The sequence below is a fragment of the Gordonia sp. (in: high G+C Gram-positive bacteria) genome (assembly GCF_012515855.1).
GTDB lineage: Bacteria > Actinomycetota > Actinomycetes > Mycobacteriales > Mycobacteriaceae > Gordonia.
This window is the reverse complement of the sequence record NZ_JAAYXO010000207.1, coordinates 1-15,404: the sequence shown is the minus strand read 5'-3', so window position 1 is coordinate 15,404 and position 15,404 is coordinate 1. Positions and strand designations below refer to the sequence as shown.

General features: G+C 64.8%; 13 protein-coding genes. All 13 read right to left on the bottom strand.

What is annotated here, in order from left to right; translation table 11 throughout:
- On the bottom strand, positions 1-2,345 hold a 2,345-nt coding region (gene rpoB / locus GX543_RS15315; RefSeq protein ID WP_290853123.1), incomplete at its 3' end, for a DNA-directed RNA polymerase subunit beta.
- Between the two features lie 345 nt (positions 2,346-2,690).
- The gene (locus GX543_RS15310) at positions 2,691-3,443 is read right to left on the bottom strand and encodes a hypothetical protein (protein WP_290853122.1); all 753 of its coding nucleotides are present in this window, start codon (positions 3,441-3,443) and stop codon (positions 2,691-2,693) included.
- Complete coding sequence (locus tag GX543_RS15305) at positions 3,443-4,252, bottom strand: hypothetical protein (protein WP_290853121.1); 810 nt, start codon at positions 4,250-4,252, stop codon at positions 3,443-3,445. Before GX543_RS15305 ends, GX543_RS15310 begins: the two co-directional genes overlap by 1 nt.
- A 79-nt stretch (positions 4,253-4,331) precedes the next feature.
- Positions 4,332-5,576, bottom strand: a complete 1,245-nt coding sequence (locus GX543_RS15300; RefSeq protein WP_290853120.1) for an MlaD family protein — start codon at positions 5,574-5,576, stop codon at positions 4,332-4,334.
- A complete protein-coding gene (locus GX543_RS15295) occupies positions 5,573-6,895 on the bottom strand; it encodes an MCE family protein (protein WP_290853119.1) in 1,323 nt (440 codons plus the stop codon). The genes GX543_RS15300 and GX543_RS15295 overlap by 4 nt, the downstream gene beginning before the upstream one ends.
- Positions 6,892-8,139 (bottom strand): MCE family protein, encoded by a 1,248-nt coding sequence (locus tag GX543_RS15290; RefSeq protein WP_290853116.1) that lies wholly within the window; start codon positions 8,137-8,139, stop codon positions 6,892-6,894. Before GX543_RS15290 ends, GX543_RS15295 begins: the two co-directional genes overlap by 4 nt.
- Positions 8,139-9,218, bottom strand: coding sequence for an MCE family protein (locus GX543_RS15285; protein ID WP_290853115.1), 1,080 nt, complete (start codon positions 9,216-9,218; stop codon positions 8,139-8,141). The genes GX543_RS15290 and GX543_RS15285 overlap by 1 nt, the downstream gene beginning before the upstream one ends.
- Positions 9,219-9,223: 5 nt before the next feature.
- Positions 9,224-10,309, bottom strand: a complete 1,086-nt coding sequence (locus GX543_RS15280; protein ID WP_290853114.1) for an MlaD family protein — start codon at positions 10,307-10,309, stop codon at positions 9,224-9,226.
- Complete coding sequence (locus GX543_RS15275; RefSeq protein ID WP_290853113.1) at positions 10,306-11,622, bottom strand: MCE family protein; 1,317 nt, start codon at positions 11,620-11,622, stop codon at positions 10,306-10,308. Before GX543_RS15275 ends, GX543_RS15280 begins: the two co-directional genes overlap by 4 nt.
- 7 nt (positions 11,623-11,629) lie before the next feature.
- A complete protein-coding gene (locus GX543_RS15270; RefSeq protein ID WP_290853112.1) occupies positions 11,630-12,502 on the bottom strand; it encodes an ABC transporter permease in 873 nt (290 codons plus the stop codon).
- Positions 12,503-12,504: 2 nt separating this feature from the next.
- Positions 12,505-13,311, bottom strand: coding sequence for an ABC transporter permease (locus GX543_RS15265; protein ID WP_290853111.1), 807 nt, complete (start codon positions 13,309-13,311; stop codon positions 12,505-12,507).
- Positions 13,308-14,561, bottom strand: coding sequence for an ABC transporter ATP-binding protein (locus GX543_RS15260; RefSeq protein ID WP_290853110.1), 1,254 nt, complete (start codon positions 14,559-14,561; stop codon positions 13,308-13,310). The genes GX543_RS15265 and GX543_RS15260 overlap by 4 nt, the downstream gene beginning before the upstream one ends.
- A 467-nt stretch (positions 14,562-15,028) precedes the next feature.
- Positions 15,029-15,404, bottom strand: a 376-nt coding sequence (gene rplL, locus GX543_RS15255) for a 50S ribosomal protein L7/L12 (RefSeq protein WP_290853108.1), incomplete at its 5' end; no start/stop codon positions are given.

Sequence of the window (15,404 nt, the reverse complement as noted above, 5' to 3'; positions counted from 1 at the left end):
TCAGCACCAATGCGGACAATGCCACGCTCATCGAGGTCCGCGAGAACCTCATCGGAGACGTTGGGGATGTCGCGAGTGATTTCCTCAGCACCGAGCTTGGTGTCGCGGGCGTCGATCTCGTGCTCCTCGATGTGGATCGAGGTGAGGGTGTCCTCTTCCACGAGGCGCTGCGACAGGATGATCGCGTCCTCGTAGTTGTGGCCCTCCCACGGCATGATCGCGACGAGCAGGTTCTTGCCCAGCGCCATCTCACCCTGGTCGGTGCACGGACCGTCGGCGAGCACCTGGCCGGCCTCGACACGCTGACCTTCGTCGACGATCGGGGTCTGGTTGGCGCAGGTGCCGTGGTTGGAGCGCTCGAACTTGCGGAGGCGGTAGCTCTCGCGAGTGCCGTCGTCGGCCATGACGGTGATGAAGTCGGCCGAGACCTCCTCCACCACACCGGTCTGACCGGTGACGATCACGTCGCCGGCGTCGACCGCGGCGCGCAGTTCCATACCGGTGCCGACCAGCGGCGACTCGTTACGGACCAGCGGCACCGCCTGACGCTGCATGTTGGCGCCCATCAGTGCACGGTTGGCGTCGTCGTGCTCCAGGAACGGAATCATCGCGGTGGCGACCGAGACCATCTGGCGCGGCGAGACGTCGAGGTACTGAACCGAGGCGGCCGGGACGAATTCGACCTCGGCGCCCTTGATGCGGACCAGGACGCGCTCGTCCGTGATGGTGCCGTCGGCGTCGTAGTTCGTGTTGGCCTGACCGATGAGGTAGCGATCCTCCTCGTCGGCGGTCATGTAGGTGATCTCGTCGGTGAGGACACCGTCGACGACCTTGCGGTACGGCGTCTCGATGAATCCGAACGGGTTCACGCGGGCGTACACCGACAGCGAACCGATGAGACCGATGTTCGGACCCTCAGGGGTCTCGATGGGGCACATGCGGCCGTAGTGCGAGGGGTGGACGTCACGGACTTCGAGGCCAGCGCGCTCACGCGACAGACCGCCGGGGCCCAGCGCCGAGAGGCGACGCTTGTGCGTAAGACCCGACAGCGGGTTGTTCTGGTCCATGAACTGCGACAGCTGGCTGGTTCCGAAGAACTCCTTGATCGCAGCCACCACCGGGCGGATGTTGATCAGGGTCTGCGGGGTGATCGCCTCGGCGTCCTGGGTGGTCATGCGCTCACGCACGACACGCTCCATACGCGAGAGACCGACGCGGATCTGGTTCTGGATCAGCTCGCCGACCGTTCGCAGGCGACGGTTGCCGAAGTGGTCGATGTCGTCGACCTCGACGGGCACCTCGACGCCGTTCGGGACGGTCATCATCGAGGTGATGTTCGGGTCCGACTCGTGCAGGCGCACCAGGTACTCGACCGTCGCGATGATGTCTTCGGTGGTCAGGGTCGACTCGCCGAACATCGGGTTCGCGGTGAGGCCGAGCTTCTTGTTGATCTTGTAGCGACCGACGCGAGCGAGGTCGTAGCGCTTCTCCTTGAAGAACAGGTTCTCCAGCAGGCTCTCCGCGGACTCCTTGGTCGGCGGCTCGCCCGGGCGCAGCTTGCGGTAGACCTCGAGCAGGGCCTCGTCCTGGTTGGTGGTCGAGTCCTTCTCGAGCGTCGACATCATCATCTCGGAGAAGCCGAAACGCTCGGTGATCTCCTCGTGCGTCATGCCGAGGGCCTTCAGCAGGATGGTGACCGGCTGACGACGCTTGCGGTCGATGCGGACGCCGACGGTGTCGCGCTTGTCGACGTCGAACTCGAGCCAGGCGCCGCGGCCCGGAATCACCTTGACCGAGTGCAGCGTCTTCTCAGTCGTCTTGTCGATGGTCGAATCGAAGTAGACGCCGGGGCTGCGGACCAGCTGGCTCACCACGACACGCTCGGTGCCGTTGATGATGAAGCTGCCCTTGTCGGTCATGATCGGGAAGTCGCCCATGAAGACGGTCTGCGACTTGATCTCGCCGGTGTTGTTATTGATGAACTCCGCGGTGACGAACAACGGCGCCGCGTAGGTCATGTCCTTGTCCTTGCACTCATCGATCGAGGCCTTGACCTCGTCGAAGTGCGGATCGGAGAAGGAAAGGGACATCGACGACGAGAAGTCCTCGATGGGCGACAGTTCGCGGAGGACTTCCTCAAGTCCGCCGACCGGGTTCTCCTCACCCCGCGCGATAGCCTTTGCGCGCCACTCAGGCGTGCCTACGAGCCATTCAAACGAATCCAACTGCACATCGAGCAGGCCGGGAACTTCGAGCGGCTCGTCGATCTTGGCAAAGGAAGCGCGATGTGGCGCGCCCGGGATAATTCCCGATGTGGTTGAGGTGGACTGGCGGTCGAGTGCCAAGATGCGTCCTTCCAACACGAAGTTTCTCGGTGCTTGGCCAATGTGGCCTGCGGTGGTCGTGCAACCTGCACAAACATCACACCCGAGAGCCGTTCCGAAACGGAATGGCTGGAAGGATGATCGATCAGCGGACAGGAGGCAGCCAGCGCAACGTCCAACTGTATCAGACAATGACGGGGATGTGTACACCAATCAGAAGAAAGATTGCGGAAGGCTGCCTACCTCGGACAATCGATTGGTCATAGCGTGGCGTGCCGATGCCGCTACGTCAAGCGAAACGCGCCGATTCCCTGGAAAACTCCTGATCAGCGAGCATCGATCGGCATCCGCGGATCCGCGACCGGATCACGACAGGGTCCCGACCCGCGTGATCATCCACCTGCCGTCGATCTTCTCCATCCCGTACTGCGTGTACGCGACGTTCTTCTCCTGGATGGTTCCGTCGACGGTCGTACTCACCAGCAGCGACGCCAACACCTCGGCGGTGTCGTCCCGCAGGTCCTGGAGTGCGACGGTGTCGACCTGACACTCCGACGCGCTCTTGCCCTGGGTGAGGATCGACTTGTTGGTCTTGAGAACCTTCTCGTACTCGTCGAGCGCCTGACCGGAGAAGTTCTCGCGAACCTGGCCGGCCCACTTGTCGAGATCCTTGTAGTCGAAGTTGACCGGGATGCACACCGAGTTGCGAGCGGCGGTCAACACGTCCTGGGTGGCCGCGGTGTCGACGAATGCTCGGTTGTCACCGACATCCGCACCGGGCTGAAGGGCGAAGATCAGTGCGGCCACACCGATGACCGTCGCGACGGCTCCGAGCACCGCGGCCAGCCGGTAGGTGGCCGAAGTGTCACGAGGCGGTGCGCCGACACGCTGCTCGCTCTCGCGCTGTTCCTGCGCGCTCTTGGCCGCGGCCGCAGCGCGTCGCTTCCGCTCGACGCCGGAGATTCCGGCGGCGCTCGGCTCGGGCGCAACGGCCGTGACATCGTACTCTCGGGCGTCGGGCGTGGCGTTGACCGTCACGCGCGGAGCATTGCGCCCGGCCACGCGCGGTGTGCGCTTGGGCGAGGAGGACCGGGACCCGCGATTACCACCGGTGGTCATCAGTTTCCTCCCTCAGGCTGGTCGGCCGGGGCCCCCGGAGCGGTGCCGACCGGCGACGCGCCCTCCGAGTAGTAGATCTCCGTCAGCGGCACGATCTTGGTGGCCTTCCAGGTGCCGTCGTCCTCGACCATGGTCAGCAGGTTCGACAGCGCGGTGGGCTGTTCGGGCGAGGCCGACGACGTCGCGGCGGCCAGGACCAGCACCTCCACCGTGTTCTCGTCGGTGTTCATCTGAGTCGGCGCACTGCGGATGATGCGGATGCTGATCGTCGCACCCTGGCCCTTGGCCGCCGCCTTCTTGGCTTCGTCGAGAATCTTCCGCGACTCGTCGGCGGTCGCGTCTTCCAGCGCCTGACCGGTGAGCGAGGACTTCACCCGCTCCTCCCAGTCGTTCAGCTTCGCCGGATCGATCGAGAGGGTGTTGATGATGGCCTGCTCCGCGCCGTCGACGGCTCCGGTCCGCATCTGGGCGCGGTCCGAGTCGACGGTGTAGGCACGAATGCCGGTGTAGCCGAAGTATCCGAGGCACACGATCGCGGCGATCAGCGCGGCGACCGCCGCCGCGAGCGCCAACGACGCCATCGGCTTGCGGGCTGACGGCTCGTCGTCGTCGGCCTTCGCCGCCTTGCCCTTGCGGGGCTTCTCGTCAGCGCTCGCGTCGTCGGTCCCCGATGCGGTTGCCTCCGGGTCGTCGACCTTGCTCAGGCTGACGGGGGCCTCGACCGCTTCGTCAGTCGTCGCCGGCTCGTCGATCGACGTGTCATCGTCGTTCGGCGTCGTCTCCGGATCGCTGGATTCGTCGTGTGTCATCGAGCGCAACTGTAGTCACCGCGACGGCCACCTCGCCAATCTGCCGCCGCTGTTTCGGCGGCGGCAGATCGGACGGGGGCTACCGCGCGTGGACGCCCATCAGGGCGGCGAGCTGGGTGGCCAACGGGTTCAGATTCAACTTGTCGGGATCCTTCTTCGGGGTGTTGTCCCACGGCTGATCCATGTACGGATTGGCCAGCGCGGCACGGTTGGCGCTACGCACGCCGGTCGGGTTGCCGACCGGGACTTCACAGTTCGCCGAGGTGTTGAACGGGAAGTCGTCGTAGTTGATGTCGAAGTTCGGATTCCGCTTCTTGATGTCCGCGATCATCTTCTCGGTGCTCTCGTAGCCGCGGGTGCAGCCGACCGGGTTCCCGGTCTCGAGAACGATGCCGAAGTGGATCTGACCGTCGCCCGGAGCGGGGGTGTGGCTGCCTGCCGCAAGCGCGGACAGCATCGCGAACGTGGCGCCGGTCGCGAACGACGCGGGCGAGATCGTATCGACCGTCTCCCCCAGCTGGTGAACCAGCTTGGTGGCGTCCTCGCCGTTGTCCTGAAGGAACTTCGAGAGTGCCGTCGAGGTCCGCGGCGCGTTCTCGAGGATCCGGCGCAGGTCGGGATCGGAAGCACTCAGCTGCGCGGTGACGCGGTCGAGGTTCTTCGACCAAGCGAGGATCTGGTCGGACTGCTCGGCCTGGGTCGCCAGAACCACGTTCGAGTCCACGATCAGTTCGGTGATCTCGTCGATGTTCTCGACGCCGTCCTTCGACAGGGTGTCGAGCGCGGACACGAGGTGGGTCAGGTCGGCGCCCTTGCCGTTGAACGCAGTGCCCAGTTCACGGACCACGCTGCTCAGCTCGTCCACCGGCACCGTCTTGGTGAGGGTGATGGCATCGGAGATGACGTCCTGCAGCTTGGGCGGAGTCTCGGCGCCGTCGATCTTGGAGCCGTTCACCAGGAACGGGCCGGCGCTCGACTTCGGCTGGAGATCGATGAACTGCTCACCGATCGCCGAGCGGTTCGCCAGCACGGCCTGCGCCGAAGCGGGAACCTTCGGTGCGTCGGAGTTCATCTGCAGGGTCACGTTGACGCCGCCGCTGGGGACCATCTCCATGTCGCCGACGAGGCCGACCGGGACGCCCCGGTAGGTGACCTCGGCGTTGGTGAACACGCCGCTCGCGTCGGGCATGTGCAGGGTGACGTCGTACGTCGACAGGCCCGCCAGCTTGTCGAGCCGGGCGTACTTGGCGCCGACGTACACGATGGCGAGCACACCGACCACCGCGAACACGATCAATTGGATCTTGACCAACCGAGAAGTCACTGGTCATCACCTCCGAGCATCCGCATGTTGCCCACCAGGAAGTTCTCGCCCTGCGACGGCATCATCGAGTACTGAGTCTTCTTCGCAGGCTTCTTAGTGGTCTTGGACGACGGGTTCATCGGGTAGGTACCGCCCGACGGAGGCGTGTTGGGCCCCGGCCGCGAGTTCGGTCCCGGCGGCAGCAGCGAGATGGTCGGCCAGCCGTAGCGGGGACCGTTGCCGTTGACGTAGGGGTTGCGCGGATCGACCTTCGGCGGTCGAACCGTCGGCGGCGAGTACTTCGGTGTGCCCTGGCCGACGCCGAGCGCCTCCAGCTGATTCAGCAGCCGCAGGTCGAGCGTCATGAACAGGTTGGTCGAATCGCCGTGGACACCCGGAAGCAGATCGTCCGGGAAGGGGTGGGTCAGCATCAGCGGGGCCGCGGTGACCGCGTCCTGCGCAGCCTTCGACAGCTCGGACAGGATCGGACGCAGCGCCTTGAGATCGGTGATGATCTCGTCATGCGCCTTGCCGAGGATGTCGGTGCCGACATCGCCCAGCTCGTCGAGCTTGGTGAGCAGGTCGACGAACTGCGGACGCTGCTCTTCCAACACCTTGACGCCTGCGGGCAGCTGGTCCAGGATCCGCTCGATCTGATCGGTCTGCTGATTGGCCCGCACGGAGAGCCGGCTGACGCCGTCGACGGCGCGGACGATGTCGTCGCGCTGTCGATTGAGGCTGGCGATCAGCTTCTCCGACTGCTCCAGGAGCGATCGAACCGTGTTCGGGCGGTCACCCAACGCCTCGTTGAGCGAGGTGACGATCGGCTCGAGCTGGTTGATGCCGCCGCCGTTGAGCAGCATCGACAGCGCACCGAGCAACTGCTCGATGTCGGTGACGGTCCGCGTACGGTCGGACTTGATGACCTGCGATTCCGGCTGACGCGGCGTCGCCGCCGTCACGCCCGCCGGCTCCGACAGCGCGACGAACTTCTCGCCGAGGAGGTTGGTCTGCTGGACCGAGGCCGAGGCCTTGTCCGACAGATCCACCTCGTTCTTGACCTTGACGGTCACCACCGCGTTCCAGGCGTTCTCCGGAACCTCGACCTTGGTGACCTGACCGACCGGAATGCCGTCCTGCTTCACCACGGACTGGGGGACCAGATCCAGGATGTCGTCGAACGCGATCTGGTAGGTGCGCGGGTTGTCGCCGACGTCCACACCGCCGGGCAGGGGCACCGACTGGATGCCCGAGCAACCGGTGACGGTCAGCGTTACCACGGTCAGCAGCGCAGCGCCCACACCGGCGGCGCGGCGACGCGGCGTCGACTTCGGGTTCATCGCTGTCCTCCAGGAAGCTTCGGATCGGGGTTGCCGCGGTTGGTACCCGGAGCCGGGTACTTCTGCTCCTTCTTGCCACTCAGGATGCCGAATGGCAGGACCGGCAGCACCGGCTCAAGCACGCCTTCGGTGATCTGCTTGCCGAGGGCCTTGCAGTTGTTCACCAGCGGCGCGAGCTTACGGCTGAAGTCGACGGCCATCGGGTTGCCCGGAAGGAGCGCGCCCAGATCGAGCAGCTTGCACTGCGCGCCGATCGGATCCTGCAGATCCGGAATGTTCAGCCGCATCGCGAGGGTGCCCGACTCTGCGTCGTAGGCGTTGATCAGGTTGCTGATCGTCACCGGCAGCACCGTGAAGATCTCGAGCAGGTGCTCCTTGTTGTCGAGCAGCGCCTGACCGGTGGGCTGCAGGTCCCGAATAGCGTCGCCGAGGCGCGCGTTGTTGTCGGAGACGAAGGTCGCGACATCGCCGAGCGCGTACGACAGGCTCTCGAGCGCAGCGCCGAGCTGCTCCCGCTCACCCGCCAGGAACGTGTTGAACGACGCCATCTGGGTGTTGAACTGGCGCACCTGCGCGTCGTTCTCCTTGAGCGCGCCGACGAAGACGTTGAGGTTCTTGATCGTCGAGACCAGGTCGTTGCTGCCGTCGGACAGCGTGCCCGCAGCCTTCGACAGGTTGGTGATGGCCTCGCCGAGCTTGGCACCGTTGCCTTCGAGGTTCTTGGAGAAGACGTCGACGAAGTCGGTGACGGCGCCGTTCTGGTTTGCGCCCTCCGGTCCGAGAGACTTGGACAGCTTCTGCAGGTTCGCGTAGATGGCGTCGATCTCGACAGGGACCTTGGTCTCCTTGATCGAGAGATCGATGTTGCTGTCGGCCTCGGGGCCGCCGCTGTACGCCGGACTCAGCTGAATGTAGCGGTCGGCGACGATCGACGGAATGATCTGCAGCGCCTTGACGTCTTCGGGAAGCTGGACTCCGCGGTTGACACGCATCTGCACGTCGACCACCTCGCCGCGCGGGGTCACCTCGGTCACCTTGCCGACGTCCACCCCGAGCACGCGCACGTCGCTGCCCTTGTAGATGCCGACCGCGCTGCTGAACGTCGCGTTGATCTTGGTGGTGCCGATCAGCGTCGACGCCCACCAGCCACCCGCTCCCAGGATCAGCAGGAGCACGGCGCCGAGCGCGCCGTAGACGATGTTGCGCTTGTTGAACAGCCCGTTGGCCTGATCAGATTCGGACATCAGCCGGCCCCCGTTCCGCCGTTGTTGAGATTCTTCTGCATGTTCGGCGGCCGCGTCGTGTTCTGCTGCGGCAGTGCGGGCGGCAGCAGGTTGGTGACGGTGGACTCGAACCAGCGACCGTTACCGAGCACGTTGGCGTACAAGCGGTAGAACGGCGCCATGTAGGTGATGGTGTCGCGCAGGTTCTTGTTCTGGCGAGTCAGCATGTCGGTGACGCCCTTGAGCGAATCCAAAGCCGGACCGATCTGCGCCTCGTTGTCGCGGACGATGCCGGTGAGCGCCTTGCTGAGCGTGGTTGTGCTGGCCAGCAGCGCGGAGATGTCCTTCTGCCGGTTGTTCAGTTCCTTCAGCAGCACGCCGGTGCCTGCGATCAGGCGGGTGAACTCCTCGTTCCGGTCGGCCAGGATCTTCGACGCGTCCTTGGTGGACTTCAGCAGTCGCTGTACCTCGGCGTCACGGCTGGCGATGGTGTTCGACAGCCGCGCGATGCCGGTCAGCGAGGAACCGATGTCCTCCGCGTTGGTGCCCGAGAAGGCATTCGACAGCGTGCGGAGCGACTTCGCCACCTGATCGGTGTCGACGTTCTCGATCTGATCCGCCGCGTCACCGAACGCCTCGATGACGTCGTACGGCGCCACCGTGTCGGTCAGCGTGACGCGCGGATCGGCGAGCTCGGTGCCCCGCGGATTCAGCGCCAGGTACTTCTGGCCCAGCACGGTCTTGATCTGGATCGAGGCCTGGGTCTGGTTGCCGATCCAGGTGTTGTCGGCCCGGAACTGGACGTCGACGCGGTCGCCGTTCAGCGAGACACCGGTCACCTCGCCCACCTTGACGCCCGCGACGCGGACTTCATTGCCTGCCTTCAGGCCGGCGGCTTCGGAGAACGACGCCGTGTACCGGGCGCCTGCTCCAGCGATCGGGAGGTCCTTCAAGTAGAAGGACGCGACCGCAACCATGATCAGAATCAGCAGACCCATCGCCCCGATGCTCACCGGGCTGCGATGCCCGGCGAACCGGCGACTCTTCTTCGGCGTGGTCGGCACTGGCGGCTTCTCCGCCTGGTCGTGTTGGTCGGTCATACTCGTCACCCCCCGGGCTTCTGGTCGCGCCAGCAACGCGTCGCGGCGCTGGTGTAGAGAACGTGGTTGATGTTCGGCAGCGGAACCACCGGCTGTGTCAGCTTGGTGGACTTGCCGTTGCCCGCCACGACGTCGATACCGCACATGTAGAACTGGAACCACGAGCCGAAGGTCGCGGCGCGACCGATCTTCTGGAGCTTGACCGGCAGGTTGGTCAACGTCGTCTCGATGTCTTCGGTCCGCGAGTTCAGCTGGTCGGACAGCGACTTGATCCCGGCGATGTCGCCCTGAATGGCCGGGCGGGTCTTGCTCAGGATCGAACCGGTGACCGTGGTCAGGTTCGCCACCGAGCTGACCGCCGAACCGACCGAGTCGCGCTGGGCGGCCAGACCGGTGATCAGCTTCTCGGTGTTGATCAGCAGGTCGGAGAACTGCTCGTCATTGCGATTGACGGTGTCCAGGACCTGAGTCAGGTTGGTGATCATGTCGCCGATCACCTTGTCCTTGTCGGCGAGAGCGTTGGTGAGTCCGGCCGTGTCGTTGATGAGGTCACTGATCGTGGTGTCCATGTCGCCCTGGAAGACCTTGATCATGGTCTCGGCGAGCTTGTTCATGTCCTCGGGGGTGATCTGCTTGAACAGCGGCTTGAATCCGTTGAACAACTCAGTCAGGTTCACCGCGTCGTGCGTGCTCTTGTCGGCCGCGGTGTTCTCGAACGTGTAGCCCTTGTCGACGGTCTCACCCGTGGGTCCGACGCCCTTCTCCAAGGCCATGTAACGCAGGCCGGTGAGGTTGCGGTAGCGGATGAACAGCTGGGTGCTCTTCGGCAACCGCTCGCGATCGACGCTGAAGCCGACGAGGGCCTTGCTGCGATCGGTGATCTCGACCGACTCGATCTGCCCCACCCGGACACCCGCGATGCGGACGTCGTCGCCGGGGTTCAGCATCGCGGCGTCGCTGAAGACGGCCTTGAAGCTGGTGTTGCCACCCGAGCCGGCGTTGGCGATCGTCAAGCCGAGCATGGCCGTGGCGAAGACGGTGATCAGCGCGAAGATGATCAGCTTCACCAGAGGTGCGATGACGCCTCTCATTTAACGTTCACCTGCGCTCCCTGCAAGGTTCCTGCACCGATCGAGGTGACCCACAGCGGAACGTTCTCCGGGCTGATGCCCGAGCTCGCGCCGTACAGGACTCGCAGTTGGTTCTGATAGTCGGATTCGGAGATCTTTCCGCTCGGGGTCGCGCTGAACTGCGGCTGCGGCAGGTTCGGGATGTTGCGCGGACCGGCGTTGCGCGACGGCGGCTGGTACGAACCGTCCGGCACACCGCCACCCGGGTACTGCGGGAACGGGCGACCGTTGGTCGCGGGCTCGTAGCACCGTGCGGGCGGATCCACCCAGAGCAGCCGAGGCTCGTCCTGGTTGGGCAGGTAGCGGCCACGCGGGTTCACGAACTGGAGGTTCACTCGAACGCCCGGGTTCGGGGTGCCGTCGCCGACGATCGCCTTCGACTTGGGAACCAGCGTCGCGAAGTTGTGGAACATGCACCCGAACGTCGGCGACTGTCGAGCTATTGCCTTCAGGAAAGGCTCGGAGTCGATGAACAGGTTGAGCATGTCCTTCTTGTTCCGCTTAAGGAACTTGGTGGTGTCGGTGGCTGCGACGCCCAGCGTCTGGATCGTCGAGCGGAAGTCGCCTTCGCGCTCGACGAAGGTGTTGCCGGTGATCCGCAGGTTGTCGAGCGAGTCGATGATGTCGGGAACCGCTTCGGCGTAGGTCTGCGAGAAGGTCGCGAGACCTTGGATGGTGCCTTCGAGGTCGTCCGACTTCGCGTTGACACGCTTGAAGATGGTGTCCAGGCGATCGATGATCTGCCCGATCTCCTTGCCCTTGCCGGCGATGGCCTGCGAGATGGCGCTGAGCGTCACGTTCAGATCCTGCGGCGGAATGGCCTCGATGACCGGGAGCAGCGCGTCGAAGAGATCCTCGACCTCGGCGGCGTTGCCCTTCTGGTCGGTCTTGATGACCGCACCGTCGTGCAGCGAACCGCCGGTCGACTTCTCCGGGATCTGCAGTGCGACGTAGCGCTCACCGAACAGCGTCTTCGGCAGCACGCGGGCGGTGGTGCCCACGGGCAGGTTCTTCATCTCGTCGGGCGTGATATTGAGCTCCACCGAGACCTTGCCGCCCGGTGCCACGTTCACCTGGCGCACGTTGCCGACGATCACGCCGTTGGCCTTGACGTCGGCGTTCTGCACCAGCGAGTTGCCCGCATTGTCGGTACGCAGCGTCACCATCGAGTAGTCGTCGAAGGTGCCGCGGAACTTCAGCACCGATGTCGCCAACAGCCCGATGACCACGACGAAGAACAACAGGCCAAGCAGCCTGCGTTTGAATGTCCCCACTGTGTTCCTAACCTCCCACTCGGACCGACGTGGTCGTGCCCCAGATCGCCAGACCCAGGAAGAAGTCCATCACGGCGATCAGCACGAGGGCTGTTCGAACCGCGTGTCCGACTGCCACGCCGACTCCGGCCGGACCGCCGCTGGCGTAGTAGCCGTAGTAGCAGTGGACCAGGATGATGACGAACGCGAAAATCAACACCTTGCCGAACGACCAGAGGACGTCGACAGGCGGCAGGAAGAGATTGAAGTAATGGTCGTACGAGCCGGTCGACTGGCCGTTGAAGACGGTGTTCACCGTTCTCGACGCCAGATACGCGGCCATCAGGCCGAGGACGTACAGCGGGATGACGGCGATGAAGCCGGCGATCACGCGCGAGCTGACCAGGAACGGGATCGACGGAACCGCCATCACTTCGAGCGCGTCGATCTCTTCCGAGATGCGCATGGCGCCCAACTGTGCGGTGAAGCCGCAGCCGACCGTCGCGGAGAGCGCGAGGCCCGCCACCAGCGGCGCCACCTCACGGGTGTTCACATACGCGGACAGGAAGCCGGTCAGCGCCTGCGAACCGATCTGGTCCAGTGCCGCGTAGCCCTGCATGCCGACCACGACGCCGGTGAAGCCCGACATCAGGATCATCACGCCGACGGTGCCGCCGATCACGGCGAGGCCGCCGGTGCCGAAGGCCACCTCGGCAAGCAGTCGCATCACCTCGCGGGTGTAGTGCACCAGCGTCTTCGGAATCCAGGCGAGCGTGCGCGCATAGAACGACATCTGTTCGCCTGCGCCGTCGAGCAGCTTCAGCGGACGGCCGAGCTGCTTCTTCGCCTCGTAGAACAGGTACTCGGGCCTGCTCTTCGAGATCGTCACACCACGAGTCACGACTAACCTACCTTCGGCGGAACGATTTGCAGGAACACGGCGGTGATGATCAGGTTCGCGAAGAACAGCAGCAGGAAGGCGATGACCACCGACTGGTTGACCGCGTCGCCGACGCCCTTCGGGCCGCCCTTCGGGTTGAGGCCCTTGTACGCCGCGACCACACCGGCGATGACACCGAAGATCGCCGCCTTGAGCGTTGAGATGTACAAGTCGGGCAGCTGTGCCAACGCACCGAACGAGGCGAGGTAGGCACCCGGGGTGCCGCCCTGGATCACGACGTTGAAGAAGTAGCCACCGCCGATGCCGACGACGGCGACCAGGCCGTTCAGCAGGATGGCGACGAGAACCATCGCGAGGACTCGCGGAACCACGAGTCGCTGGACCGGATTGATGCCGAGCACCTCCATGGCGTCGATCTCTTCACGGATCGTCCGTGACCCGAGATCGGCCGCGACCGCCGAGCCGGCAGCACCCGCCACCAACAGGGACGTCACCAGCGGTGATCCCTGTTGCACGACGACGAGCACCGAAGCCGCACCGGTGTACGACTCGGCGCCGAGCTGCTTGATCAGCGAGCCGGTCTGCAGCGAGACGATGGCGCCGAACGGGATCGCGATGAGCGCGGTCGGCAGGATCGTGACGCTGGCGATGAACCAGGCCTGCTGGATGAATTCGCGCAACTGGAACGGTCGCACGAAAAGCTGGCGGGCAACATCGACGAACAGCTGAACGATATTGCCGGTTTGGGCGAGTGCGCCCTCACCGGCCTTGCTCAGCTTGTCGACGCCACGCGAGGTGGCACTCGTCATGCCTGATTACTCCCCTGTCCATCAGACTTGTTGACTGCCGTCTCGATCGCGGAGGTATCGATCGGCTGGGTCTGGGTGTCGTCGGCCGCGGGCGACTTCACGAAGGCGTCGGCAACGGGCGCCTTCGTCAGGACTTCGGTGGGACGCTCGACGACCTGGGTGTCAGCGGAAGCCATAGCGGCGTCGATCCCCGCCTGGGTGCTGAAGTCGGTGTTGGCCAGGGCCACCAGGGTGGCGACCGACTCGGGCGACTCCGCGGCGCGCGCGTCCTCCTCGGCGATCGACGCGCGGATGGCGGCCTGGGCGTTGGCGGGCAGGGTCGGCAGCATCTCGAGCACGTTGGCGCGGTGCCGGATGGCGGCCTTGCGCACCGGCACGCCCGGGTTCGGCTGCACCTGGGCGATGATCTCCGAGAAGTCGTCCTGGGTACCGCCGCCGGAGATGCCTGCGGCCTGCATCGCGGCTTCCTGCGCTGCGATGGCCTCGTCCTTCTCCTCGGACATGCCGATCGGACCGAAACGGTCGCCGGCGAGGAACTGCTTGACCACCGGCTGCTCCGAGGTCAGGAGCTGCTCGCGCGGACCGAACATGACGAGTTCCTTGCGGAACAGCATGCCGATGTTGTCCGGAATGGTGCGGGCGATGTTGATGTTGTGCGTGACGATCAGGATCGTCGCGTCGATCTCGGCGTTGATGTCGATCAGCAGCTGCGAGATGTACGCGGTACGGACCGGGTCCAGACCGGAGTCCGGCTCGTCGCAGAGGATGATCTCGGGGTCGAGGACCAGAGCGCGGGCCAGGCCTGCGCGCTTGCGCATACCGCCGGAGATCTCACCGGGGAGCTTGGCCTCGGCACCGGCCAGACCGACCAGCTCCATCTTCTCGAGGACGATGCGGCGGATCTCGTCTTCCTTCTTCTTCGTGTGCTCACGAAGCGGGAAGGCGATGTTGTCGAAGAGGCTCATGGAGCCGAAGAGTGCGCCGTCCTGGAAGAGGACGCCGAAGAGCTTGCGGATCTCGTAGAGTTCCTTGGCCGAGCACTCGGTGATGTCGGTGCCGTCGATGATGACCGACCCCTGCTCCGGGTGGAGCAGACCGATCAGCGTCTTCAGGAAGACCGACTTACCGGTACCGGAGGGACCCAGCAGGGCGTTGACCTCACCGGCCGGCAGGGTCAGCGAGACGTCTCGCCAAATATTCTGCGAACCGAATGACTTGGTAAGCCCCTCGACCTTGACCTCTACACCCACAGTGTCCTCCAGACCTTTCGTAAGTACCGCGTACGAGGTGCGAGGCGCCGCTCCCCCTACAGAGTTTCCGCCGCCACCGGCCCCGAGCGGGCTGTGGCTGCGGTCACTCTAACGTACGAGGGGCTTAGGTCACACTTCGCGACGAGTCGCAAGCTTCGCCGAAAACTATTTGTACCCGCTAGTAACGTCTTGGTGAGCTGAGAATACCCAAAGAATCGACGTGCTCCAAAGCGAGAGGGCACCAACAAAGAGATATCCGTCACTTTTGGGAACAACAATTCTGTGCCGACCCGGACAGAGCCGCCACAGCGTCCCCGGAGGGGTCGCAGGCGGCGCTGACACCGCTCGGGAGCGCGGCGCCGACGCTGCGGCGGGCGGGGTGCCGACAGACGAAAACGAGGCCCACGGTTTCCCGTGGGCCTCGTTTCACCTCGCCTGTGCGGCGAAGAAGTCGCGTCAAGCGAGTATCACTTGAGCGAGACCTTGGCGCCGGCCTCTTCGAGCTTGGTCTTGGCAGCCTCGGCGTCATCCTTGCTGACCTTCTCCAGGAGTGCCTTCGGAGCGCCCTCGACGAGGTCCTTGGCTTCCTTCAGGCCCAGGCCTGCGACGACCTCGCGGACGACCTTGATGACCTGGATCTTCTTGTCGCCGGCGCTCTCGAGCACGACGTCGAACTCGTCCTGCTCGGCAGCAGCCTCGGCGCCACCGGCGGCCGGTGCGCCTGCAGCGGCGACGGCGACCGGTGCAGCAGCGGTGACCTCGAAGACCTCTTCGAACTTCTTCACGAAATCGCTGAGCTCCAGCAGGGTCAGTTCCTTGAACTGCTCGATGAGCTCGTCAGCG